Below are 24,144 nucleotides of genomic sequence, written 5' to 3'. Positions count from 1 at the left end.
CGTCTTCGAGGGCTTCTTGCCGGTACCCGTCACGGCCGGGCCTGACACCGTTGGCTCCGATGTCCGCCCGCCGAAACCGGCGGCTGTCCGGTCGGGGGTCCCCCGAAGGTTACCGTTGGTCCTGGAACCCGGGAGTTTTCGGCAGGAGGTTCGGGCTGTGTGGATCGAACACCTCGCCCGTGACATCGGCGCGTTGGGGCAGGCGGAGAACACCACGCTCGAACGCGCCCTGGATCAGATGAGCAGGGCCGCCGCCCTCGGCGTCCCCGGCTGCTCGGCCGCCCTGGTGGTGGTCTGGCGCGAGGTGGTGGGCTCCGACGGCGCCATCCGCCACGTGGTCACCGACTACGGGGCGTCCCACGCCGACCTCTCCGAGGCCCTGGAACACCAGTACACGACCGACGAGGGCCCCACCGTGGAGGCGGTCCGGGAGATGCGCCAGGTCCGGGTCGCCGACGTGCTGCGCGAACACCGCTGGCCCCGCTACACGAGCATGGCGGTCCAGTGCGGAGACCGCTCCTCGGTCACCCAGCCCAGCAAGCTCTCCGGGGACACCGACGGCGACGAGGACCGGATCCTCACCTTCGGGGTGCACTCCGGCCGGGCCGACGCCTTCGACGAGGTGGTGGTCACCCAGCTCACCGCGCTGCTCGCCGAACACGCCGCCATGGCCCTGAACACCGCCGGCCGCCAGGCCGACGCGGCCCGCGAGTCCGCCCACATGCGCCGCGCGATGTCCGCGCGCACCCTGATCGACCAGGCCAAGGGCATCATCATGCACGCCCGGGGCTGCGACGCCGACACCGCCTTCACGGCCCTGCGGGAGGTCGCCCAGCGCAACCGCAAGAAGGTCGTGGACGTCGCCCGGGACCTGGTGGAGGAGAACACCGGGCCGCAACGGCCGCGCCGACCGCGGCCGAACGGTCGCTGAAGCCCCGGTTGCACAGACCTGACCGGGGTCGGGATGAGTCCCGAGCGTGACCGTAAGCCGTCATGATGAGGCAGGGAGTACGAACTGGGACGTCGAGGTGCGGTGGCGGTCGGTCCGCCCGGGGGCGCGCCGAACTCCGATCGGCGCACGTGAACGACAAGGAGAACCGAGCGTGACGTCAGACATCTCGATCCGTCGCGAGGATGGCGTCGTCGTCGTGGCCCCCGTGGGGGAGATGGACGCGGTCACCTCGCCCGCGCTCGCGGACGCCCTGGACGAGGTCCTGTCGGCGCCCCTGCCCAAGGGGGTGGTGGTCGACCTCGCCAAGGTGGGCTTCTGCGACTCCCGCTGTATCGGTGTGCTGGTCTCCGCCTTCCGGCAGGCCCGCGACCTCGGGCTGGGCCTCATCGTCGCCGAGCCCCAGCAGCAGGTGAACCGCCTGTTCGTGATCGCCGGGATCGACCAGGTCATCCCGATCGACGCCAGCATCGACCATGCCGTGGGAGCGCTCAAGGGCTGAGCCTGCCCTACGGGCTCTGCCGGTTCTCTTCGCCCTGCTGCTGTCGCTGCCCGGCCGGTCTCGGTTGTTCGGCGCGCACCCGCTCCTCCAGTCGCGCCTGTTGGTCAAACCGTGCCTGTTGGTCAAAGAAGTGCAGCCGCACCAGTGACCCCTGGTCGCTGCCGCTGATCTCCAGGAAGTCACAGCTCTGCCGGGCGATCCACAGCCCGTACCCGCGGGGGCGGAGCGTGTCGGCCGGGCGGTAGCCGACGAGCGGGTCGGTGAGGCCGCCCTGCTCGTCGAAGACGTCGCACACCCACCGGTCCTCGCCCCGCCACACGTGCACGCTGCCCTTGCCCGCGCCGTGTTCGAGCACGTTGGCGGCGAGCTCGTTCACCGCCACGACCACGCTTTCCACCCGGTCCCGGGGCAGCCCGACGGCCTCGCCCAGGGACGTGAGGTCCCCGCGCAGGCGGGGGAGCGACTGGCAGATCTCCAGGCGGTGCACCGGCCCGCGCACGGGGATCGGCTCCGGAGCCAGGGGGCGGCGCCCGAAGGCCTGGGTGCCCAGGTAGGCCGGGTTCGGTCGGGGCCCCTCCTCGTCCATCAGCGCCGGGTGGGTGGCACGGACCGCGGCGCGCACCCCCGGACCCAGGGTGCGCTGGTCGTGCACGCACAGCAGCCGCATGCTCATCGGGGCTAGCGCGGTGCTCAGCACCGACTCCAACCGGTGCCACTCGCGCAGTTCCATCGTGGAGCCGTCGCTGAGTTCGGCGAGCGGGGGCTCGGCGACCACGCAGACCGGCCCGGGGCCGTGGGCCAGGGCCAGCCGGTGCAGAGCGGCCAGAGTGCGCCCGGGGGCGTCGTAGAGGCTCTCCCTGGCAATGACGTCCACCCGGTCGCGCTCGTGCGGGGTGAGCCCGTCCAGGAGCGCGGCCGGGTCGGTGACCGAGAGCACCACGTGAGCGTCCTCGCGTACGGCGGATCTCAGCCGCTCCCGGGCCACCTCGTGGAACCGTCTCTCACGGCGAAAGAGCAGTCCCTGGTGTTCGAACGTCATCAGTGTGTGGGGCCGTTCAGTTGGCCGAACCGGACAGGAGGAGCTCCGCCTCGTCCTCTTCGACATCCTCGCGCACGGCCTGCTGCGGCCGGGAGCGCTCGTAGGCGATCTCGGTTTCGACGGCGATGCGCTGCCAGGTGAACCGGGAGCGGGCCCGGTCCACCGCGGCGATGCCGTAGGCGGTGCTCATGGTGGGCGTGTTCAGTACGGCGCGCACGGAGCGGGCGACCTCGTCGGGGCGGCCGAAGCGCATGAGCACGCCGCTGGTGCGGTGCAGGACCGCGCCGGGGACCGCCCCGGTGGCGGTCGCCACCACGGGCAGGCCGCAGGCCATGGCCTCCAGGACGGCGCCGCCGTAGGGGTCGTAGGAGGCAGCCGAGACGTACACGTCGGCCGAGCGCAGCAGACGCGGGAGCTCCTTGCGCTCCACCGGGCCGGTCAGGTGCACGCGGTCGTCGACCCCGGCCTCCTTGGCGAGCAGCTCGATCTTCCGGGCGTTCTCGTCCAGGGCCACTTCCTGGTCGTCCGCGGTGGAGACGAGCAGGAGTTCGGCCTCGGGTAGGCGGGTCATCGCCTCCACCAGACGCTCGGCGCCGCCGGCCTCGGTCAGGGAGGTGACCGAGATCAGCCGGGGTCGCTCCTCGCGGCGGGAGTGCCACGGCTCGGCCGAGGCGCTGCCCTCGACGCTGAAGTGGTCGGGGTCCACTCCGAACGGGACGACGCTCACGTGGTGGCGGGGCACGCCCAGGCGCGCCAGCTCGCCCTGCTGGTCGGTGGAGTTGACCAGGACGTGGTCGGCGCGGGAGGCGAGGATCGTCTCCATGCGGGCGCGGTCGGGCCGGTGGGCGAGGCCGGAGCGCTGCTCGCTGGCGTTGAGGGAGTGGAAGGTCTGGACGATCGGCGTCCCGCTCTGGTCCTTCTCGCTGTGCGCCTGGGCGTGCAGCGCGGCCAGGCCGCTGGTCCAGCCGATGGCGTGCAGGACATCCGGGCCGTCCTCGTCGAGGACGGCGGCGAGCGCGGTGCCGAAGGCTCCGGTGTGCTCGGCCTGCTCGCTGTCGTCGAGCGGTCGGGCGGGCCCGGCGTCCAGGTAGGTCACGGAGACGCCGCGGGCCATGCGCGTGCGGCCGTCGGGCTGCTCAGGGTCGCTGCGGCGCGCGTAGACGGTCACCTTGTGACCGCGCTTGGCGAGCTGACGGGACAGCGCGCACACGTGCAGGCTCGCGGGGCAGGCCGGTTCACCCCGGTGGGCGGGAAGGGGATTGGCGTGTTCGGCGACCATGGCGATCTTCACTGGGCTGAACTCCTTGGACACCGCCTTGGTGTCCGTCGTGGATGGGCCTGGGGGGACTCCGGAGCGGGGAGTCGGAATCCTCCCGGGAGCGACTGTGCGTTGTGGTCCGTCTCCGGCGCCCGGGAGGGGCGCCGGACCGCCCGGTCCGCCCGGACAGGGCGGCGGGTCCGGGACCTGGAGGACGGGTCAGGAAGCGAGTCAGGGGGATTCAGGGGATGAGATCTGGGGAACGGGTCCGCGAACCGGTGGAGGGGGATGCAGGGCAGCACTGGGCGCCGCACGCACGCGAGGTGTACGGACGGTGGATACCGGAGAGGGAAGGAGCTGGGAACGACGCACGACAAGACCACACCAAACGACCGTCGAAGGAAGGGTTCGAGCCACCGGGCGCACCTGGAAACGGGTCACTGAGGACCCAGGCGCCGCGCGGGGCGGGTCGTGTGTGTCTGCGTCTTAGACACCCAACGCCCCCCATTCTGCCAGACCGTGAGCGAGGCGACAACGTGGGTCCGATCGCCTCCGTGGCCCCACGGCACATCCGAAACCCCTCCGGCGTAACGGGTACCGGGTCCCGCACAGGCCCTCTGGTCTGCGGGTTGACCGAACCTGTCGGTTGGCCCTGTCGGCCGGGTCCCAGCAGCGCTACTGTCAGACCGGAACCGGACGACGGCACAACACACGTCCCAGGCTGAACCGTCGCAACACTTTTGGCGGCGAAAACCGGTGCGGGAACTGCATATCCGGGTGTTTTCCGCCATGATGTACGCGGATTTTGACTGACTCCGGCGGTGGCTCGGTACGGTTACAGAATCCAGACGTTGTACGGGACTCGACCAAGGCCCGGCGCCAGACGCCGGCCAACCGGCCATACGGCCGATGAAACGGGAGGAAGGGCGTATGGGTGTCGCTGGTGGGGAAGTCATTGTCACGGCCCTCACGCACCGGGGCGCTATCCGCCCCGCCAACGAGGACTCCGTGGTCATGGGTGCTCTCACCGTCGCCAGCGCGAACATGACCTCCCCGGTCCGCTGCGTGCTGCCAGTGAGTGAACCGGTCATTCTCGCGGTCGCGGACGGAATCGGCGGCCAGGCCGCGGGAGAGATCGCCTCCGAGCACGCGGTGCACCGGATGGCCGAGATGGGGCCGCGCCTCAACGGCCCGGAGGAGATCGCCCAGCTCCTCACCAACATCGACGAGGAGATCAAGGACCACGCGCTCCAACACACCGAGTTCTCCGGCATGGGGACCACGGTCGCGGGGGTCCTGCTCAACAGTGACGGCAACTTCTGGTTCAACGTGGGTGACTCCCGCACCTACCGCCTGGAGGGCCGCTACCTGCGCCAGCTCTCCGAGGACGACTCCCCAGCGCTGCCTCCCTCCGAGGACGGCCGCCCCGTCACCACCAACTTCATCACCCAGTCCCTGGGCGGTAGCTCGGGCGGGTCGATGCACCCCCACGTGGGACGGGACGAGGCCGCCGACCCCAGCGCCTGGCTCATGTGCAGCGACGGCCTGTCGGACCTGGTGCTGCCCGAGGAGATGGAGCGGATGATCGCCGAGGCAGGCAGCGACGAGGCGGCCGTGCACGCCCTGTGGCAGGCCGCCATGGAGGCGGGCGGCAAGGACAACATCAGCATCCTGCTGGCCCGTCGCCGCTAGAGGGCCGAAGAAGCCCACACGAACACGGGAGGGGCCCGCACGCGTCGGCGTGCGGGCCCCTCAGCCCTTGTGCCCCCTCAGCTGTCGCTGGGGGCCGTGCTGGCTATTTCTGGGCTGAGTCCCCGCCCGAACCCTCGTCCGAGCCCGCTCCGGGGCGGTTGCGCAGGCGCACCGCGACGAGCACGATAGCGCCGAAGGCGGCGACCGCCGCGACGATACCGGCCAGCACCATCACCGGGGAGGTACCGGACTCCTCGGCCGCTGTGTTCTCCGCGGTCGCGGGGGAGTCGTCGATGGTCTCCGCGTCCTCGGCGGGGGCCTCCTCGTCGGCCCCGGCCGGGTCCTCCTCGGGCTCCTCCGGGGCGGCGGCCGCGACGGCCTCCTCACTGACCGAGAAGGTCAGGGTGTCCTGGATCGGGTGGCCGTCGGAGGACACCACGCGGTAGGCGATGCTGTACTCGCCCGCCTCGCCGAGCGGGGCCAGGTCCACGGACACGTCGGTGCCGTCGAACTCCAGTTCTCCCTCCTGGTTCTCGGCGCCGTCGGGGCCGGTCACCACGATGGCGCTGCCGCTGCCGCCCGCCAGCGGGGAGTTGTTGAAGGTCAGCACGACCTCCTCGGGAACGGTGTCGAGGGCGGCGCCGTCCTCCGGGTTGGAGTCGATGAGCACGTCATGGGCGAAGGCGGGTGCGGGGGCCAGCAGCAGCGCCGCGGCGAAGGGGGCGAACAGGGCTGCGGTACGGATGGATCTCATGGTCTTCTCTCAGGCCGTTGCGGGTGCGGTTCGCGCCCGGAGGGCACGGGTCGGGGCCCGTTCTGCTCCGGGTGTTTCGTGAGGGACCGCCTCAGGCAGCCCCGCGACCGGACGGTCCGGGGCGGGGTCAGGAACAGAGGCGGAACGCGGACGAACCGGGAGGTCCGCGGGGGCCGTGCGCCGACGGCACGGGGGGAGGGGGCGCGCCGAGCCGGGGCGCGCTGAGAGTCCGGCCGGGCGTACCGAACGCGAGGTCGGGGACCCGGAGCAGGCGCGGAAGAGCACGGGAGAGGGCGGTGGCCAGGGACCAGAGCGCGGACTCTCCGTGGGCCAGCAGCGCGGCGGCGAGCAGGGCCGCCCACAGGTGTGCGAACAGCATTCCCGGGGCGAAGCCGAGGGCGTGGGAGAGCAGCCCGTGCCCGCTGTGGTCGGTTCCGTGGTCGAGCGCGACGAGGCCGGGCCCGGCCGCCTGGAGGATCAGGTGCAGGGCGACCTGTGCGAGGGCCATCACGGCGAAGATGTCGCCGAAGCCCCGCATGATTCGGGTGAACCGCCACAGGAGGCCGAAGAGGAACGCCGTGGCCAGGAGGAAGCCCCCGGCCCCGGCAGGCGTCTCGGCCCAGAGGTTGTGTCCGACCCAGGCAAGGCCTGTGGACGCGCCGGCGAGGAGAGCCGTGCGCATGAGGCGGAGTGTGCCGTGAGCGGGTCGCACGATAGTGAACCTAGGCTGTGCCCCCAGGGGTCGCAAGACCTCCGGACGTGAGAACGGGCTCGTTCGTCTCGGGGACTCGGGTCCGGATTGTCCGGGGACACGAGTTGGGGAGGCACAGGTGAGCCGCCGGGCGCGGGGTCAGCGGCTCGCGACCTCCCGCGCCCGGCGGCTCCGCCTTGCGCCTATCCCGCCGGTACCAGCTCGCGGCGCATGTAGCGACGCTGTTCTGGGGTGGTCCCACCCCAGACTCCATGAGCCTCACCAGCGCGAAGGGCCCACCGCAGACATTCCGGGCGAACAGTACAGCTGCGGCAGACGTCCAGGGCCTGCTCCGTGTCGGTGCGGCCGATCCCGGTGCTGCTCACCGGGAAGAAGATCTCCGGGTCGTACGAGCGGCAGTTTCCCTGCTCGACCCAGTCCTCGCTGTCGTGGTAAAGGCGATTCACGGACGCCTCCGATCCCTGGTCAGTGGTCCCCGCCGTGGTTCTACGGCAGGGGCGACGAAGTTCGAGTCCGCACTGCCGTCTCGGGGATGCGCGTCCCTGATGGCCTGCGGCGAAGCGGTGCGACTAATTGTAGTACTACATGAGGTCGTACTACACAGAGTCTGATGGAAACTCGGCGATTCATCAAGGACGTTCAGCTGTGTCGAGGAGCTTCGTGCCCCTGTCGGCGTCAAGGGAGCGGGGCGATTCGGGCAGGAGATGACAAGCTGGCGTGTCGCCGCGGGGGTGCGAGAAATTCCTGCGTACAGGTGGTTCCGAGAGTCGGCAGGCGTAGCGTGTGACGTGCGGGGTCGCCTGGATCGCGCGTTATGTCGCGAGCTTTCCACCGAATTGATGTGACTTAACGCACGCTTAATATTCCTCGCGGAGGCTCTATGTTTGACCCTGACGGATGTCGGTGGCCCATCGCCGGGTGCGTTCTCACCCTGGGCTACGCGAGTCCGCTCCCGGGGTCGAATCCCCTGATAGGCAGGGCGTGAGCAGGGCGGACAGCCACTACTGCGCGTCACCTGAAAGCCCGGCTCAGAGTGGACTCAAGCTGCTAAATAAACGAGTCCTACCCACTCAGAATCCCCTTAAACATCTGCGCGGAATCTCGCTGAAACGTCTTTGACCTTCGTTCGCTAAGTTCGATCGACGTGCCACATCTACGAACGAACCTCCAAGCACGCGACCGAACTGAAGGCGGGGCTGTGAGCTCCCAGACCGCAGAGGCCGCGCGCCGTGAAGGCGTGCGCCTTTCGCACCCTTCCCCGGAGGACGGGCCGCACATGTGGCGGTTGGCCGGCGAGACGGGGATGGACGTCAACTCTCCGTACGCCTACACGCTCTGGTGCCGGGACTTCGCCGCGACCAGCGTCGTGGCGCGGGACACCGACGGCCGGGTGGCGGCCTACGTCACCGGTTACGTCCGTCCCGACAGCCCGGACACGTACTTCCTCTGGCAGGTGGCCGTCGACTCCGCGTACCGGGGTCAGCGGCTGGCCCGCCGGATGCTCGACTTCATCGGCGACGCGATCGCCGAGCAGGGCCTTCAGTACCTCGAAGCGACCGTCACTCCCGACAACGAGGCCTCCCGAGCCCTCTTCGCGTCCTTCGCGCGGAGCCGGCAGACCGAGGCCGTGTGGAGCCCGCTCTTCGGCGAGGAGCACTTCCCGAAGCACGGTGACGAGCCCCACGAGCCCGAGGACCTCGTCCGCATCGGACCCTTCGGCTCGCACCCCGCCACCGACGACTGACCATCCGCACCGGATCAACTCGATCCTGTACCCACCCCTCGTCTAAGCCATGAGCCCACGAAGTTGGGGAAAGGAACCAAGGAACAGCACCATGGATACCTTCCAGCGCCTCGAGTCCGAAGTCCGCGGATACTGCCGGAACTGGCCGGTCGTCTTCGACAAGGCGGTCGGCAGCCACGTTTATGACGAGTCGGGAAAGCCCTACCTGGACTTCTTCGCCGGGGCCGGATCGCTTAACTACGGTCACAACAACCCCGAGCTGAAGACCTCGCTCATCGAGTACCTGACGGACGACCGCATCGTCCACAGCCTCGACGCCTACAGCGTGGCCAAACGCGAGTTCCTGAAAACCTTCGAGGAACTCATCCTCAAACCGAGGAACCTGGACTACAAGATCCAGTTCCCCGGCCCCGCGGGCAACAACGCGGTCGAGGCCGCGCTCAAACTGGCCCGCAAGTACACCGGTCGCCAGACCATCATCAACTTCACCAACGGCTTCCACGGCATGACCCTGGGCGCCCTGGCCGTCACCGGCAACTCCATGAAGCGCGGCGGCGCCGGCGTTCCGCTGGACCACGTGGCGACCATGCCGTTCGACAACTACCTCGACGGCAAGACCCCGGACTTCCTGTGGCTGCGCACGCTCCTGGACGACAGCGGCAGCGGCCTGGACGCCCCGGCCGCCGTCATCGTCGAGGGGATCCAGGGCGAGGGCGGCATCAACGTCGCCAGCGCCGAGTGGCTGCGCGGGCTCTCCGACCTCTGCCAGGAGTACGGGATCCTGCTGATCCTGGACGACATCCAGATGGGCTGCGGCCGCACCGGCAGGTTCTTCAGCTTCGAAGAGGCCGGCATCGTCCCGGACATCGTCACCCTGTCCAAGTCCATCAGCGGCTACGGCCTGCCGATGGCGCTCACGCTGTTCAAGCGCGAGCTGGACGTGTGGGAGCCGGGCGAGCACAACGGCACCTTCCGCGGCTTCAACCCGGCCATGGTCACCGGTGCCGAGGCGCTGCGCCGCTTCTGGAGCGATGACGCCTTCGCCGAGGCCACCATCGCCAAGGGCAACATGGTCGAGGCCCGCCTCGCCGAGATGGCCGCCGAGCACGCCGACTTCGGCGCGCACGTGCGCGGCCGCGGCCTGGCCCGCGGTCTGGCCTTCGACGCCGAGGGCGACATCGCCAAGAAGGTCGCCGCCGAGTCCTTCGACCGCGGCCTGCTCCTGGAGACCTCCGGTCCCGAGGACGAGGTCGCCAAGCTGCTCCCGCCGCTCACCGCGACGGAGGAGGAGCTGACCGCCGGCCTGGACATCATGGCCGACGCCGCCCGCGCCGCCGTCAAGGCCGCCGCGCAGCCCGCCTAAGAGCGGTTCAGCCGCCGGGACAGCCGTCCCGGCGGCGGTGCCCGAACGCCCCAGTGGCGCTTTCGGGCCGACGGGTTCCACCGAATTCGGTGCCGGGGCCGGTCGCCACCCCTACCGGGGTGCCGGTCGGCCCCGTACCGTGTATCACCAGCGCATACAGCGCGCATCAGAGCGTGAAGGAGACACAAGTGATCGTTCGCAGTCTGGACGAGGTCAACGACACCGACGCTGACATCAAGACCGAGAACTGGCGCAGCCGTCGGATCGTCCTGGCCAAGGAGAAGGTCGGCTTCTCCTTCCACGAGACCGTCCTGTACGCGGGCACCGAGTCGACGTTCTGGTACGCCAACCACATCGAACTCGTGCACTGCATCGAGGGCGAGGCCGAGCTGACTAACGAGGAGACCGGGGAGAAGCACATCATCACCCCGGGCACCCTCTACCTGCTCAACGGCCACGAGAAGCACACGGTCCGCCCCAAGACGGACTTCCGCGTCCTGTGCGTCTTCAACCCGCCCGTCACCGGGCGCGAGGTCCACGACGAGAACGGCGTCTACCCGCTGGTCGTCGAAGAGGACGCCAACGCGTAGTCACACCGACGCGTAGGCACGTCGAAGCGTAGCCCTCGGGGCACACAGCGTCGCCAGAACGGGCGGGGTTCATTCATTTGAGCCCCGCCCGTTCGCGTGCGGAGGGTAGTGACCCCTGGGTAACGGGCATAAGAACCCATAGTCACTAAGCACAGGTGGCCAGCTCGGAGGGGCTGTCTCATCGGGTCACTCGATGAGATGCGACTCATAACCAGTGCATAACGGACTAAACATGTTCAGTTACTGCACGGCGGGCCCGGGGAGGGAGAACCCCGTACCAGTGCCGTCGTCCCACGCACCCGGGCGACGGCGACTGCCGCGGTACCGCGCCGCGGAAGCGCCTACACGAGGCGATCCACCATCCGAACGCGCGGCGCCCTCGCCCTGTCCTTCGGGCGAAGGCTCCGCTATCGCGAGTTTTCGAGGAGCAGTCGTGAAGAATCAGGGACCAGCGCGTCGGCGGGGAACCTGGGGGCGCCGAGACGCTCTCCGTCTGGCCGGGGTCGGTGCGGCAGTGACCGGACTCGCAGCGTGCAGTCGAGTCGACAACGGCGGTGGCGGTACCGGGGCCGACGGTGAGGAGGGGCAGAGCACCCTCGAGCGCCTGCGTGAACAGGGATTCGTGGCGGTGGCCCTGGCCAACGAGGTGCCCTTCGGCTTCGTGGACTCCTCCGGTGAGGCGGCCGGGCAGTCCCCGGCTGTGGCCCGAGCGGTCTTCGAGGAACTGGGTGTCCCGGAGATCCAGGCGTCGGCAACCTCATGGGACGGTCTGATCCCGGGTCTGCAGGCCAACCGCTACGACGTCATCGCCGCCGGTGTGTTCATCACCCCCGAGCGCTGCGAGCAGGTCTCGTTCACCGAACCGACCGCCACCTCGCCCGAGGCCTTCCTGGTGGACGAGGGCAACCCGCACGGCATCCAGCACTTCGAGGACTTCGCCGACAACCCCGACCTCACCCTCGCCGTGCTCAACGGTTCGGTGGAGCAGACCTACGCCGAGTACTTCGGCGTGCCCGGCGGCCAGCTGGAGCTCATCCCGGACCAGACCCGCGGTTTCGAACTGCTGCAGAGCGGTCGCGTCGACGCGGTGTCCATGCTGGCGGTGTCCCACACCTACCTGCTGATCGAGCGTGACCTCGAGGACGAGTACACCGTCACCGACCCCTTCTACCCCGTGATGAACGACAACGAGGAGAAGGGCTGGGGCGGGCTGTGCGTCCGCCAGGAGGACGAGGAACTGCTCTCGGAGATGAACCGGGTCATCGGTGAGTTCAAGGAGAGCGGTCGTCTGCTCGAGCTCGGCGAGGAGTGGGGCTTCACCGAGGACGACCTGCCCGACGAGACCACCACAGCGGAACTCTGCGAGGGCTGATCCCTCGTGGAGTTTCTTCTAGAACAGTGGCCACGCTTCGTTGACGGAGCGTGGCTCACCATCCAGCTCACGCTCGGCGGCATCGTCTTGGCCTTTGTCCTGGCGATGTTCTTCGGCATTTTGGGCACCGTCCAGCACTGGCTGGCCAGGGCCGTCGCCACGGTGTACGTGGAGGTGTTCCGGGGCATCGCGGCACTGGTCGTCATGTACTGGTTCATCTACGCCCTGCCCGTGGCGACCGGCTTCCAGTTGGACGACATGTTCGCCGCGATCCTGGCGCTGGGTCTGAACCTGGGCGCCTACGGGGCCGAGGTGGTGCGCTCCTCGATCAACGCCGTGCCCAAGGCGCAGATCGAGGCAACCGTCTCACTGAACATGTCCTGGCTGCAACGCATGCGACTGGTGGTCCTGCCCCAGGCCTGGGCGCAGATGCTGCCCACGTTCGGCAACCTGGTCGTGGAGCTGATGAAGGCGACGGCCGTGGTCTACCTGGTGGGTCTGCACGACCTCTCCTGGGTCGCCGACGACCTGCGCCGCCTGTCCGGCGAGACGATCCCGGTCTTCCTCGTGGCCTTCGCCCTCTACTACCTGATCGCCCAGGTCCTGATCTTCTGTGTGCGGCTGCTCGAACGCAGGGCCAACCAGAAGCTGGGTAGGACCCCGCCGTCAGGTGGCGGGATCTTGGGGCTGCTGCGACCCCCGACGGTCGGTACGAAGGTGGGGGTGGCCAAGTGAGCGGGTTCTGGGATTTCGAGTACACCGGTCAGGTCATGCCCGACCTGTTGAGCGGTCTGCTGGTGACGATCCAGGCGACGGGGATCGGCTACGCCCTCGCCCTGACCCTCGGTCTGGTCATCGCGATGGTTCGGCGCGTACCGCTCTTCGGCTCCATCGTGCACTTCTTCATGGAGTTCATTCGCACGACTCCGCTGGTGATCCAGCTGGTGTTCGTCTTCGCGCTGGCCCCGGCCAACGTCTCGGCGTTCACCATCGGTGTCGTCGTCCTCGGTATCCACTACGCGGCCTACACCGCGGAGGTGTACCGCTCGGGCATCGAGGGTGTGGCCAAGGGCCAATGGGAGGCGGCCCGGGCCCTGAGCCTGCCGGGCACGCGGACCTGGGGCGCCATCGTGCTGCCCCAGGCCATCCGCAAGGTCATCCCCGCACTGGGCAACTACCTGATCGCGATGTTCAAGGACACCCCCTTGCTCTTCGCCATCGGAGTGGTGGAACTGCTGGCCGTGGCACAGCAGGTCGGAAGCAGGGACTTCCGCTACGTGGAGACGTTCACCATCGTCGGTCTCCTCTTCCTCGTGGTGAGCGTCCCCTCCGCGATTCTGATTCGACGACTGGAGAAGCGATATGTCGCCGTCTGATACCCCCGAGAACACGACGGCACCGGGTGTCGAGGGCGATGCCGCAGGCGAGCCGCTGATCGTGTTCGACCAGGTGGTGAAGCGCTTCGGCGACCTCACCGTCCTGGACCATCTCGACTTCAACGTGGCGGCCGGTGAGCGCGTCACCCTGATCGGGCCGAGCGGTTCGGGCAAGACCACCATCCTGCGCCTGCTCATGACCCTGGAGAAGGTCACCGAGGGGCATATCCGGATCGGTGGCGAGCCGTTCAGCCACATGCCCCGGGGCAGCGGCCTGGTCCCGGCCAGCGAGAGCTACCTGCGCCGGCGCCGCAAGAGCATCGGCATGGTTTTCCAGCAGTTCAACCTGTTCCCCAACATGACGGTTCGCAAGAACATCATGGAGGCGCCGGTCCACGTCCTGGGCCTGAGCAAGGACGAGGCCAGCGAGCGGGCCGCGGAGCTGCTGGACCTGGTGGGGCTGGGCGACAAGATCGACGCCCACCCGACCCAGTTGTCCGGTGGCCAGCAGCAGCGCGTGGCGATCGCCCGCGCCCTGGCCATGCGCCCGGAGATCCTGCTGCTGGACGAGGTCACCTCCGCCCTCGACCCGGAGCTGGTGGCCGGCGTGCTGGACGTGCTGCGCGAGGTGGCCGAGACCACCGACATCACGATGCTGTGCGTGACCCACGAGATGGGTTTCGCGCGCGACGTCTCGCACCGCGTGCTGATGTTCGACAAGGGCCGGATCGCCGAGGAGGGCCATCCGGACCAGATCTTCGGCGACCCCCGCGAGGAGCGGACGAAGTCCTTCCTCAAGTCGGTCCTGGAGAACGGCCACTAGGTTCGGCTCCGTGTGCCGCGAAAGCTGAGGGCGCCGACCGGATCGTCATTGCGATCCGGTCGGCGCCCTGCTGATTTTCCACCGCGACGTCACCCCCTGTGCGTGTGTCGCCCCTGTTGACAGCCGGGCGACGACATACCGTAGTCATTAAGTCGCGTTTAGTTTCCCCTGGTGGAGAATGTGTGTTCTGAGACAGGGGGGACGCTTGTGACCATGGTGCGAAGATGGGGGCTCACCGGGGGGCTCGCCCTTGCCGCGGTCCTGCTCGGCGGCGCGCTGTTCGCCCATCCCGTGCTGCGCGGCGACGTCTTCGGGGACGGCGCCGTGCTGTTCCTGATCACCTGGTTGCCGATGCTGATCGCCGGGGTCATGGCCTGGGGCCTCGTGCAGGCGTTCGGTCGGCGGGGCGAGCTCGACAGGCGCGTCTCCGTCGCCATGGGCGGCCACCCCATGAGCCGCGAACTCAGCTGGATGGTGCTCCTGCTGGGCTGTTTCATCGCGTCGATGGTCGTGTTGTCCTGGATCTTCGCCGTCTACAGCGAGGAGACGGGGATCGCCCCGGATCTGGCGATGTCGGCTTCCCTGGTCTCCCGGTTGCTGTTCCTGTTCGCGCTTCCACTGCTCATCATGGACCGCTCGGGGCTGACCGTGGACGGCAAGGGCACCGCCATGCCCGCGATCGCGCTGAAGGTGGCCGAACTCTGGCGCTGGCTCGGGCTGATCCCCGTGGTCGCCGCGGTCGGGCTGATCGGCTACCTCATCACCCCGCACATCGGACTGCCCTCCCCCTCCCTGGCCCTGTACGCGCTGCTGGTCGCCTTCACCGTGATCGCCACGTGCGAGGAGATCTTCTTCCGCGGCATGATGCAGACCCGGCTGGAGCAGTTCATGGGCCGCTGGGGAGGCATCGTGATGACCTCGGTGGTGTTCGCGCTGACCTACGCGCTCATCCAGCCCTACGACGCCGTCTCCCAGCTTCCCGGCCACGACCTCATGCACGACACCGGCCTGGCCCTGCTCACCTACGGCGCCGCGAGTCTGCTCTACGGCTACCTCTGGGCGTGCTTCCGCAACACGTGGATCAACGTCCTCATGCGTGTGGCGATGTTCGTGCTCCTCCTGCCGCCCGACCTCCGCATCGGCATCGGCCAGTAGAACGGCATCGCCCGGTAGGCCATTCGCCGAACTCCCCGGAAAACTCGTCAGACCACGCGTCCTGCCAGGTCAGGTAGGGCGCGTGGTCGCGTCGTGAGCGAAAAGTTGCCCCGAATCCCAGGACACGGGTGTGGATATGGGTACAGAAGCTGCATAGCAGCCGTGTTGCGGTCATTTTCCCCTCATGGGGTTGTCACCGTGCGGTCATGAAAAAGGGGGAGTCTGCCCACTGTGAGCACGGAATCAGCGCCAACGCCAGCGGGTCCCACTACCACCGCCGAACTGCCCGTCGACAGGTTCATGGACCGAGAGGAGGGATGGCTCCGCTTCAACCAGCGGGTCCTCGAACTCGCCGAGGACGAGAACATCCCGCTGCTCGAACGGACGCGGTTCCTCGCGATCTTCTCCAACAACCTCGACGAGTTCTTCATGGTCCGGGTCGCCGGACTCAAGCGCCGCCTGGCCACCGGACTGTCCGTCGCCTCGGCCAGCGGACACCACCCGCGGGACCTCCTGGAGCGTGTCTCTCTGTTCACGCACGACCTCATGCTGCGCCAGACGGCCTGCTTCGAGGACAGCGTCGCCCCGGCCCTGGCGGAGGAGCGCATCCGCATCGTCCGGTGGAACGAACTGGACACCGCCGAGCGCGAGTACCTGCACGGCTACTTCCGCCGCTCCATCTACCCGCTGGTGACGCCGTTCGCGGTCGACTCCGCGCACCCGTTCCCCTACATCTCCGGGCGCTCGCTCAACCTCGCCGTCACCGTGCGGGACCCCCAGGACGACCGGCGCATGTTCGCGCGGGTCAAGGTGCCCAGCTCACTGCCGCGCTTCATCGAACTCACCGCGCACGGCGGCGGCCGCTTCGTCCCGGTCGAGGACATCATCGCCGCCCACCTGCCCCAGCTCTTTGAGGGCATGCAGGTGGTCGAGCACCACGCCTTCCGGGTCACCCGCAACGCCGACCTCGAGGTCGACGAGGACGAGACCGACGACCTCGTCCAGTCCCTGGAGAACGAACTCCTGCGCCGCCGCTTCGGTCCGCTCGTGCGCCTGGAGGTGGAGCAGACCATCAGCGACGAGGTCCTGCTCATCCTGCGCGAGGAACTGGGCGCCGAGGAGGAGGAGATCTACCGGGTCCCCGGGCCGCTCAACCTGGCAGGGCTCGCCCAGATCGCCGACAGCGACCGCCCCGACCTGAGCTACCCGCCCATGGTCCCGGTCGAACCGCGCGCGCTGACCTCCGGCGACCTGTTCGCGGCCATCCGCGAACGCGAGATCCTGGTCCATCACCCCTACGAGTCCTTCGCCACCACCACCGAACGGTTCCTGGCCCTGGCCGCCATGGACCCCAAGGTCGTGGCGATCAAGCAGACCCTCTACCGCACCAGCGGGGACTCACCCATCGTGGAGTCGCTCATCGAGGCGGCCCGCGGCGGCAAGGAGGTCGTGGTCCTGGTCGAGATCAAGGCCCGCTTCGACGAGCAGAACAACATCCAGTGGGCCCGCAAGCTTGAGGAGGCCGGCTGCCACGTGGTCTACGGCGTGATCGGCCTCAAGACCCACTGCAAGCTGTCCATGGTGATCCGCCAGGACGACGACGGCCTGCTGCGCCGCTACTGCCACGTCGGCACCGGCAACTACAACCCGAGCACCGCCCGCGTCTACGAGGACCTCGGCCTGTTCAGCGCCGCCGCCGAGGTGGGCGAGGACGTCAGCGACCTCTTCAACAGCCTCACCGGGTTCTCCCGCAAAAAACACTACCGACGGCTGATGGTCGCGCCTGCGGCGCTGCGCAAGGGGCTGCTCCAGCAGATCGAGACCGAGGTGGACAACAGCCTCAAGGGGGAGCCCGCCCACATCCGGATCAAGGTCAACTCCCTGGTCGACGAGGAGATCATCGACGCCCTCTACCGGGCCTCACAGGCGGGGGTCAACGTCGACCTGTGGGTGCGCGGCAGCTGCGTGCTGCGCGCCGGGGTGCCGGGGCTGTCCGACAACATCCGGGTGCGCAGCATCCTCGGCCGTTTCCTGGAGCACTCCCGCGTGTTCGTCTTCGCCAACGGCTGGCGGCCCAAGGTGTGGATCGGCAGCGCCGACCTGATGCCCCGCAACCTGGACCGGCGCGTGGAGGCACTGGTCCGGATCGCCGATCCGGAGCAGTGCCGCCGGTTGGTGGGCATCATGGACCTGGCGATGTCCGACAGCACCTCCTCGTGGCGGCTCGAACCCGACGGCACATGGACCCGGGTCACCCACGACGAGGAGGGCCAACCGCTGGTCGACCTCCAGGACACCCTGCGCGGCGACCGGCACCTGAGAGTGGTGGACGGGTGAACACCCACGAGTCCGGGACCGAAGGTTCCGAAGATACCGACGTTTCCGAAGGGTCTGGCCCAGAGAGCAGCGCCACGGAGACCACCGGCACGGAGAGCGCGGATATCCGTGTGACCAGTGCCTTCCCGCCGCGGGACACCGCGGTGGGCGGGTACCTGGAGCCGATCCGGGCAGGCGGGGCGGTGCTCTGGCGCGACGCCGGGCGGGGCCGGGAGGTCGTCCTCATCCGCCGCCCGGACCGGGGCGACTGGACCCTGCCCAAGGGCAAGCTCAAGAACGGCGAGCACCCCATCATCGGCGCCGTCCGCGAGGTTGAGGAGGAGACCGGCGTGACCCCCGTGATGGGGCGCCGACTCCCGCCGCAGCGCTACCTGAAGGACGGTTGGCCCAAACAGGTGGAGTGGTGGGCGGCCACCCCGGCCCAGCCGGGTGGGGAGATCGACTACGAACCCAACGAGGAGGTGGACGTGGTCGAGTGGGTCTCCGTGGAGGAGGCCCGCACCCGCCTGACCTACGACCACGACGTCCAGGTCCTCGACAACTTCCGGGCCGGTCCCGCACGGACCTTCCCGGTCATCCTGCTGCGGCACCTGTCCGCGGGGGAGAAGCGGGCCTGGAACGACAACGACCTGCTCCGCCCGCTCGATGCCTCGGGCCGCTCCGACGCGCTGGCGCTGCCGCGGGTCCTAGCGGCCTACGGGAGCCCCGGCGCGGTGTCCTCGGCCGCGGCGCGCTGCACGGAGTCCCTGCTGCCCTACACCGTGGAGTGCGACGCCCCGATGCGCACCGAACGCGCCTTCACCGTGGGGCGCGAGGGCAAGGGCTACGAGGTGGAGGAGGCCCGGGAGGCCTTCGCGCGGATCCTGGCCGAGGGGCGGCCCGCCGTGGTGTGCACCCACGGGGAGTTGATCCCGCATCTGATGACCGAGGCGCTCACCAGCCTGGGCGCCCCGCTGTCCCAGCAGCGCGCCCTGCGCAAGGGTTCCTTCTGGGTCGTACACGTGTCCCAGGACGGGAAACTGGCAGGGGTGGAGCGACACGGGGTGCGGGAGTGAACCGCGTCTGTCGGGCCGGGTAGGGGAGTGCTCCCGAGCGGTGACATGATGCGGTCATGGCCAAACACATGGTGGCTCGGAGCGTCGTCGTCGACGCCCCGGCCAAGAGGATCTTCGACCTCGTCGCAGCACCGTCCCGGCACCCCGAGATCGACGGGTCGGGCACGGTCCAGAGCGCGCTCTTCGGTCCGGAACGGCTGGAGCTGGACTCCGAGTTCGGGATGGACATGAAGATGCTCGGGCTCCCTTACCGGATGACCAACCGGGTGGTGGAGTTCGAGGAGGGCCAGCTCATCGCGTGGAAGCACGTGGGGTCGCACCGCTGGCGCTACGAGTTCGAGGAGCTGCCGGAGGGCGGGACCCTGGTCACCGAGACCTTCGACTACTCGCGGGGGCAGGTGGGCTTCTACATCTTGAGCGGGGCTCCGGCACGCAACGCCCGCGGCATCGAGCGGACGCTGGAACGCCTCAAGGAGCTGGCGGAGGCCGAGGAGGCCGCGCAGGCCTGACGGTCGCGGAGACCTGTCGGCCGTGCAGGTCTGCCCTTCCTTCCCGAACACACCTGGGCCCCGGTCGCGTGACCGGGGCCCAGGGCGTTCGGCCGACCGAGGAGGTCAGGACCGGGAGACAGTGGTCAGCGGCCAGAGGCCGACGGCTAGTAGTAGTAGCCGTAGTCCTTGCCCTTGTCCTTGTGGCCCTTGTGCCAGTGCTTGCCCTTGTCGTCCTTGTCCGACCAGTAGCCGTAGCCGTGGCCCTGCTCGACCACCGTGCGCTGGAGGTCGTAGTAGCCGTCATAGCCGTCATAGCCCTTGTGCCCCGCGGCGGCGGGGGAGGCGGCCATGGCGACGGCGGCGCCGGTGGCGGCGGTCATGAGGGCGAGAGCAACGAAGCGCTTCACACGAAATCCTTGCTTTGAGTAGCGAGAAAATTACTAACAGTGGTGACTGTAGGTCGGCTTCGCTCGTTTGGCCAGTCCATCGGAGCCCAAAGCCACGGACTTTTCGGTTCAGCCGCAGCTCAACCGTCAGACACGGCACCCGCCCAAATGCCCTAAAGTTCGGCAAGGGCCCGCGTTCTCCGCGCCTCCCGGCCGCCGCGGTGTCGGCTGAACCGGCCCGAAGCGGTGCCGGCTGGTCCGGTCCGTCGAAAGTACTGAACGTGGTGCCGGTCGAAGCGGGAAGTCGGGAGTCCAGTAGTGGTGGGAACGAGCTTGGGTGACGTGTGGCAGGACGTGCTGTCCGTCCAGCCCGACCCGGAGCAGTGGATCATCGTCACGACGGCGGTGGTGGCCCTGGCGACCGTGTTGCTGGGTCCGCCCTGGCGGGTGGCGCGCAACGTCGTCACCATCGTCCACGAGGGAGGGCACGCGCTGCTGGCCCTGTTGAGCGGGCGCCAGCTGACCGGTATCCGGCTGCACTCGGACACCTCCGGGGTGACGGTCTCCCGCGGCAAGCCCACGGGTATCGGCATGATCCTCACGGTCTTCGCCGGCTACATCGCCCCGAGCGTGGTCGGCCTGCTGGGCATTCTCATGCTGATGTCGGGCCGCATCACCGCGCTGCTGTGGCTGAGCATTGTCTTCCTCGCCGCCATGCTGGTCATGATCCGCAACTTCTACGGCGTGCTGTCGATCGTGCTCACCGGCGCGGTGGTTTTCGGTGTCAGCTGGTTCACCCCGCACGAGGTCCAGGCGGCGTTCGCCTACTTGTTCATCTGGTTCCTGCTCTTCGCCGGGGTGCGGCCGGTCCTGGAACTTCAGTCGCAGCGCATGCGCAACCCCTCCCCGCAGTCGGACGCGGACCAGATGGCACGCCTCACCGGCCTGCCGGGCACCTTCTGGGTGATGGTGTTCCTGCTGGTGAACGCGGCCGTCACCGGGCTGGGCGTGTGGCTGCTGTTCTTCTGACCCCGGACATGACAAGGGGCCCCGCGTTGCGACGCGGGGCCTTTCGTGTACCTCGGACGGGTATGCGCCTCGGATGGGCGCGTGCGGAGTGCTCCGCGGGACAGGCCTAGGGCAAGTGTTCGCCGAACACGCTCTAGCTGGCGGTCTGCGGGGCGGCGAGCGCCTGGGCGACCGAGGCGAACACCGGGATGCGGGTGTCCAGCGAGGTCACGCGCAGGGTCTGCATGACCCGCGGCACCGGAGCGGCGATCACCAGAAGGGCCTGCTGCTCCTTGGCGGTCTTGTGCGCGCGGATGAGCACGCGCAGCCCGCTGGAGTCGATGAACCGCAGGTCGGAGCAGTCCAGCACGACGCGGCCGAAGGGCTGCGTGGTCAACGCCTCCGTGACCGCTTCCTGAAAGCGGCCCTCGGTGGCCATGTCGATCTCCCCGTCCAGGGCCAGGACGCGTCCGGACTCGTGGAGGGTGGAGGAAATGGTCAGGTCGGGCATTGCGACTCCGGCGTACTCGGGCCGTGCCCGAAGGGTCGGCGAGGCAGGCCGCACGTCGCCCCACCGGGGGCGCGTGGTGACCGGTGCGCTGGTTGCGTTACCGCGTGAGCCAAACTGATGGTTCATCAAGTTCCTTGCGTGGTACCCCGGGCTGGGAACCGGGGGAGGAAACGCCTTTCTCGCCTGGTTTGCTCGGAAAAGCACGGCACCCTTGGAACGCCTGGGTCGGGGCCCAAAGTTCCTGGTGCTGTGCGTGTCATCGGTGTGACGTGCGTCCGTGCGACGTGCGCTCGAGGGCTCGGAGCTGGTTCCTTCTGTGGCCCCGGCCCGGCTGGTTCGCCGGAGTCCGGTGGCCGTGTCCGGCCCTGTGCTCGTAAGAACCCGCCTGCGGTGGCGGTCATTCCCCGGTGGGTATCGGCGGGGAACGGTGGCTGGGCCGGTGATCCCCTGGCGTTCCCGACTCCCGTGCGCTCTGTCAGGGCGCTGGGATCTGTGTCACCGGGGTAGTTCAGCCTCGGACTTTACCATAGCGCCGTGGCCGATTCGTGACGTGAGAGACGCCGGGTCGTGCCCGTGCGCTTTGCTCTTCGCGAGGTTTCTGGTGTATGAGTCATGTCCTTTGGACGCACTCGGGCTCCTCGCGGTTCACCCCTTGCGGCTCCTGTTCCCGCTGCTGAAGTGCCCAGACGCAGGCGGAGAGGGTGAGCGGCACCGCCACGGTCAGCGCCAGGGCGGGGATTGCCACGCCCGAGTCGTTGGCCGCGAAACCCACCAGCGCCGTCACCAGGGAGCCGGTCAGCCCCGCTCGGAGTGTCGGAGCACACTCGAAGGCCTGCTGGAGCGCCCCGATCCGCCATTTTCCTGGCCGGTTGAGGACAGCGAAGAGGAACAGCAGGGCCACAGCGGCCAGCAGGGTGAGCTGCCAGTTGCCCAGCGTGCCCAACATCGCGCCGAGCTTGCGGGCCAGCACCGTCCCGGCCTCCCCGTTCACCACCTGCTCGGCGAACGCGCCGAAGTGGCTGCGGTCCTCCACCGGCCGGAGGTAGTCCATCCAGGCCAGCAGCGAGATCGCCGTGACCGCGACCGCGCCCACCGCGGCCAGCCGCACCGCGGTGACCCGCACGCCCGCGATCATCATCGTGGTCACCGCCAGCCCGGGGATCAGCGCGATCACCCCGCCGAAGTCGGTCCCCAGCCCCGGCCAGCCGACGATCAGTACCGAGGCCGTACCGATCACCAGTGTCGTGACCACCGCGGCGCGCTGACGGCCCCGCGAGATCAGCACGTGGGCGATGCCCGCCACCGCCATGAGCATGCCGGTTGCGAAGGTCGCGAAGGCGATGTTGCCGATCCCGTAGAACCGGCCGGCCACGATCGGCGAGTAGCCCGTGGGCGAGTTCATCTGCAGGTGCGCGCCGAAGCAGAGGTCGAGGAAGAGCACGAGCGTGGTCGCGCCCGCCACCACTGTCATGGGGCCCAGAACCGTCCGGCGCCACGGCCCTGCCACGGCAAGGGCCACCACCAGGGCGTCCACGGCCAGGACCGACGCCAGTAGAGCCAGCTGCGGAGTGTCGGCCGCCCACCACGGGATGAGGTTGGCTAGGTAGCTCGCCACTGGGAAGGCCGCGCCTGCCAGCGCCACGATCCTGGTGACCGATAGCACCAGCGCGCGTTTGCCGCGCTGACCACCGGAGTACCGGTGCAGCGCGTAGGCGGCCGCCGCGTAGATGAGCAGCTGGAGGGCGACCAGCCCGCTGAAGAACCCGGGGATGGCGGCGCCCACCACCACGGCCGCGGTGTTGAAGTCCACCAGGCGGCCCACTGCCTCCTCGGCGGGTTCGGGGCGGTCGGTCAGTTGCCAGACCCGCCCGCCGGTGGGTTCGGCGGGGCGCATTCCCAGGGCGGTCAGGGCGGTCACGGTGGTGTCGGTCAGCGCCACCAGGCCGGGGCGCCGGGTCGATTCCGAAGCCAGGTACGCGGCGGGGCCGACCAGTCCACGGTCGGTCATCTCGCCGGTCAGCGCCACCGTCAGCTGCGAGGGTCCGGTGTCCATGGACACCCCGACCACCATCAGGGTCGAACCGGCGGGCAGGACCGCGGTCAGCGCGGACAGCCGGGAGTCGAGTGTCTCCAGGGTCTCCTCGCGCACCTGCTCCGGCACCTCCCCCGGGTCCGGCTCCGGCGCCTCCTCGGCGCCCTCGGGTTCGACCGACGGGGGTTCGGGGTAAAGGCGGGTGAGTTCGGGCAGCTCCACCACCGCCAGGGACACGCCTCGAATCCGGTCCTGGGTGAGGTCGCGCGCCGAGTCGACGTAGTGGTCGACCCGTCCCGACTCGTCGGCGGCGCCCAGGGCCGCCCCCGGACCCGCGGCCAGGGTGAGCCCGCCCCGGTCGCGCACGGTCTGACCGAGCAGCCCGACCGGAGCGGCGAAGGCCGACTCGGCGTTGCGCTCGGCGAAGGAGCGGTACTCGGGCACGGTCGCGCCCGAACCGTCGCGCACCGGCTCCGGGGCAGGCTCGCACACGGTGAAGCGCTCCCGGTCGGACAGCGCGCGCTGGCCCGCCGAGACCGAGAGCCAGCCGTCCGTGGGACAGGTCCGGGAGGTGGCGGTGCGGATGGACACGTTGCCGATCGCTCCGGTACCGGCCAGGTCCCACAGGGTGGGCGTGTGCTCGGGGGTGACGTCCTCCCACAGCAGTCCGGGCACGCCCACCAGGACGACGGGTCCGGTGCGCGGGTCGGTGATGTCGGGGTCGTGACCGGAGGCGCTTGCGGCCCCCGCCACGGCGGGGGCCGTACACATCAGGAACAGCACTGCCATCAGCAGCGCGCACAGCCGCCCGCCAAGGCGCCCTCCCCAACGCCGGCCTGAATGCCTCTCCGAGTGCACGCCGAGTCCTTGACCCGGTGCCATGGCGGTCCCCCGATCGCGCGATCACCTCACTGTCACTGGCCGACCACACTAGTGACCAAGCGGCTCTGAGCGGGGGAAACGGCGATTCCGGGCGGTAGGGGCGAAAGGGGTTC

General features: G+C 69.1%; 23 protein-coding genes. 15 read left to right on the top strand and 8 right to left on the bottom strand.

Annotation, left to right across the window (positions count from 1 at the left end; genetic code table 11):
* Window positions 1-157 precede the first annotated feature (157 nt).
* Entirely contained in the window at window positions 158-931 is a 774-nt protein-coding gene (locus D457_RS0123030) for a GAF and ANTAR domain-containing protein (RefSeq protein ID WP_017583035.1), read from the top strand.
* Between the two features lie 172 nt (window positions 932-1,103).
* Window positions 1,104-1,451, top strand: coding sequence for an STAS domain-containing protein (locus D457_RS0123025; RefSeq protein WP_017583034.1), 348 nt, complete (start codon window positions 1,104-1,106; stop codon window positions 1,449-1,451).
* 7 nt (window positions 1,452-1,458) lie between these two features.
* Here D457_RS0123025 and D457_RS0123020 read toward each other — a convergent pair whose 3' ends face one another.
* Window positions 1,459-2,490, bottom strand: a complete 1,032-nt coding sequence (locus D457_RS0123020; RefSeq protein WP_017583033.1) for an anti-sigma factor RsbA family regulatory protein — start codon at window positions 2,488-2,490, stop codon at window positions 1,459-1,461.
* 16 nt (window positions 2,491-2,506) lie between these two features.
* A complete protein-coding gene (locus D457_RS0123015; RefSeq protein WP_026116934.1) occupies window positions 2,507-3,781 on the bottom strand; it encodes a glycosyltransferase in 1,275 nt (424 codons plus the stop codon).
* Window positions 3,782-4,678: 897 nt separating this feature from the next.
* Between D457_RS0123015 and D457_RS0123010 the strand changes: the two genes are divergently transcribed.
* Window positions 4,679-5,440: a PP2C family protein-serine/threonine phosphatase gene (locus tag D457_RS0123010; RefSeq protein WP_017583031.1), complete on the top strand. Its 762-nt coding sequence runs from the start codon at window positions 4,679-4,681 to the stop codon at window positions 5,438-5,440.
* Between the two features lie 103 nt (window positions 5,441-5,543).
* On the opposite strand, the gene D457_RS0123005 is transcribed toward D457_RS0123010, so the two are convergent.
* The 3 genes from D457_RS0123005 to D457_RS35015 form a co-directional block, all read right to left on the bottom strand.
* On the bottom strand, window positions 5,544-6,194 hold the full coding sequence (locus tag D457_RS0123005) for a copper resistance CopC family protein (protein WP_017583030.1): 651 nt from the start codon (window positions 6,192-6,194) through the stop codon (window positions 5,544-5,546).
* 127 nt (window positions 6,195-6,321) lie between these two features.
* A complete protein-coding gene (locus D457_RS0123000) occupies window positions 6,322-6,876 on the bottom strand; it encodes a hypothetical protein (protein WP_017583029.1) in 555 nt (184 codons plus the stop codon).
* Between the two features lie 212 nt (window positions 6,877-7,088).
* Complete coding sequence (locus tag D457_RS35015; RefSeq protein ID WP_017546866.1) at window positions 7,089-7,352, bottom strand: WhiB family transcriptional regulator; 264 nt, start codon at window positions 7,350-7,352, stop codon at window positions 7,089-7,091.
* A gap of 791 nt (window positions 7,353-8,143) precedes the next feature.
* On the opposite strand from D457_RS35015, the gene ectA reads away from it, so the two are divergent.
* The 11 genes from ectA to D457_RS0122940 all read left to right on the top strand — a co-directional run bounded on the left by ectA (window position 8,144) and on the right by D457_RS0122940 (window position 19,230).
* Window positions 8,144-8,650, top strand: a complete 507-nt coding sequence (gene ectA / locus D457_RS0122990; RefSeq protein ID WP_275041018.1) for a diaminobutyrate acetyltransferase — start codon at window positions 8,144-8,146, stop codon at window positions 8,648-8,650.
* A gap of 91 nt (window positions 8,651-8,741) precedes the next feature.
* Window positions 8,742-10,013 (top strand): diaminobutyrate--2-oxoglutarate transaminase, encoded by a 1,272-nt coding sequence (gene ectB, locus D457_RS0122985; protein WP_017583026.1) that lies wholly within the window; start codon window positions 8,742-8,744, stop codon window positions 10,011-10,013.
* Between the two features lie 188 nt (window positions 10,014-10,201).
* Window positions 10,202-10,603, top strand: coding sequence for an ectoine synthase (locus D457_RS0122980; RefSeq protein WP_017583025.1), 402 nt, complete (start codon window positions 10,202-10,204; stop codon window positions 10,601-10,603).
* Window positions 10,604-11,117: 514 nt separating this feature from the next.
* Window positions 11,118-11,975 carry an ectoine/hydroxyectoine ABC transporter substrate-binding protein EhuB gene (ehuB, locus tag D457_RS0122975; protein ID WP_017583024.1) on the top strand — a complete coding sequence of 286 codons (858 nt, stop codon included), beginning with the start codon at window positions 11,118-11,120 and terminating at the stop codon, window positions 11,973-11,975.
* Window positions 11,976-11,981: 6 nt separating this feature from the next.
* Window positions 11,982-12,710 carry an ectoine/hydroxyectoine ABC transporter permease subunit EhuC gene (gene ehuC, locus D457_RS0122970; RefSeq protein ID WP_017583023.1) on the top strand — a complete coding sequence of 243 codons (729 nt, stop codon included), beginning with the start codon at window positions 11,982-11,984 and terminating at the stop codon, window positions 12,708-12,710.
* A gap of 35 nt (window positions 12,711-12,745) precedes the next feature.
* Window positions 12,746-13,351, top strand: a complete 606-nt coding sequence (gene ehuD / locus D457_RS0122965; RefSeq protein ID WP_051073007.1) for an ectoine/hydroxyectoine ABC transporter permease subunit EhuD — start codon at window positions 12,746-12,748, stop codon at window positions 13,349-13,351.
* Window positions 13,338-14,174, top strand: coding sequence for an ectoine/hydroxyectoine ABC transporter ATP-binding protein EhuA (ehuA, locus tag D457_RS0122960; protein WP_017583021.1), 837 nt, complete (start codon window positions 13,338-13,340; stop codon window positions 14,172-14,174). The genes ehuD and ehuA overlap by 14 nt, the downstream gene beginning before the upstream one ends.
* A 213-nt stretch (window positions 14,175-14,387) precedes the next feature.
* Window positions 14,388-15,329 carry a CPBP family intramembrane glutamic endopeptidase gene (locus tag D457_RS0122955; RefSeq protein ID WP_193374537.1) on the top strand — a complete coding sequence of 314 codons (942 nt, stop codon included), beginning with the start codon at window positions 14,388-14,390 and terminating at the stop codon, window positions 15,327-15,329.
* Between the two features lie 231 nt (window positions 15,330-15,560).
* A complete protein-coding gene (locus D457_RS0122950) occupies window positions 15,561-17,666 on the top strand; it encodes an RNA degradosome polyphosphate kinase (protein ID WP_083926835.1) in 2,106 nt (701 codons plus the stop codon).
* A 110-nt stretch (window positions 17,667-17,776) separates the two neighbouring features.
* Window positions 17,777-18,721 (top strand): NUDIX hydrolase, encoded by a 945-nt coding sequence (locus D457_RS0122945; RefSeq protein ID WP_026116932.1) that lies wholly within the window; start codon window positions 17,777-17,779, stop codon window positions 18,719-18,721.
* A gap of 56 nt (window positions 18,722-18,777) precedes the next feature.
* Entirely contained in the window at window positions 18,778-19,230 is a 453-nt protein-coding gene (locus D457_RS0122940; RefSeq protein WP_017583017.1) for an SRPBCC family protein, read from the top strand.
* Window positions 19,231-19,376: 146 nt separating this feature from the next.
* Here D457_RS0122940 and D457_RS33175 read toward each other — a convergent pair whose 3' ends face one another.
* Complete coding sequence (locus D457_RS33175; protein ID WP_017583016.1) at window positions 19,377-19,619, bottom strand: hypothetical protein; 243 nt, start codon at window positions 19,617-19,619, stop codon at window positions 19,377-19,379.
* 312 nt (window positions 19,620-19,931) lie between these two features.
* Between D457_RS33175 and D457_RS0122930 the strand changes: the two genes are divergently transcribed.
* The gene (locus D457_RS0122930; RefSeq protein WP_017583015.1) at window positions 19,932-20,627 is read left to right on the top strand and encodes a M50 family metallopeptidase; all 696 of its coding nucleotides are present in this window, start codon (window positions 19,932-19,934) and stop codon (window positions 20,625-20,627) included.
* A 133-nt stretch (window positions 20,628-20,760) separates the two neighbouring features.
* On the opposite strand, the gene D457_RS0122925 is transcribed toward D457_RS0122930, so the two are convergent.
* Window positions 20,761-21,117 (bottom strand): STAS domain-containing protein, encoded by a 357-nt coding sequence (locus D457_RS0122925; RefSeq protein ID WP_017583014.1) that lies wholly within the window; start codon window positions 21,115-21,117, stop codon window positions 20,761-20,763.
* Window positions 21,118-21,727: 610 nt separating this feature from the next.
* Window positions 21,728-23,938, bottom strand: coding sequence for a hypothetical protein (locus tag D457_RS0122920; RefSeq protein ID WP_017583013.1), 2,211 nt, complete (start codon window positions 23,936-23,938; stop codon window positions 21,728-21,730).
* Window positions 23,939-24,144 lie beyond the last annotated feature (206 nt).

Source organism: Nocardiopsis valliformis DSM 45023, assembly GCF_000340985.1.
Lineage (GTDB): Bacteria > Actinomycetota > Actinomycetes > Streptosporangiales > Streptosporangiaceae > Nocardiopsis > Nocardiopsis exhalans.
Note: the sequence above shows the minus strand (reverse complement) of the source record. Positions and strands in the feature narration are given on the sequence as shown.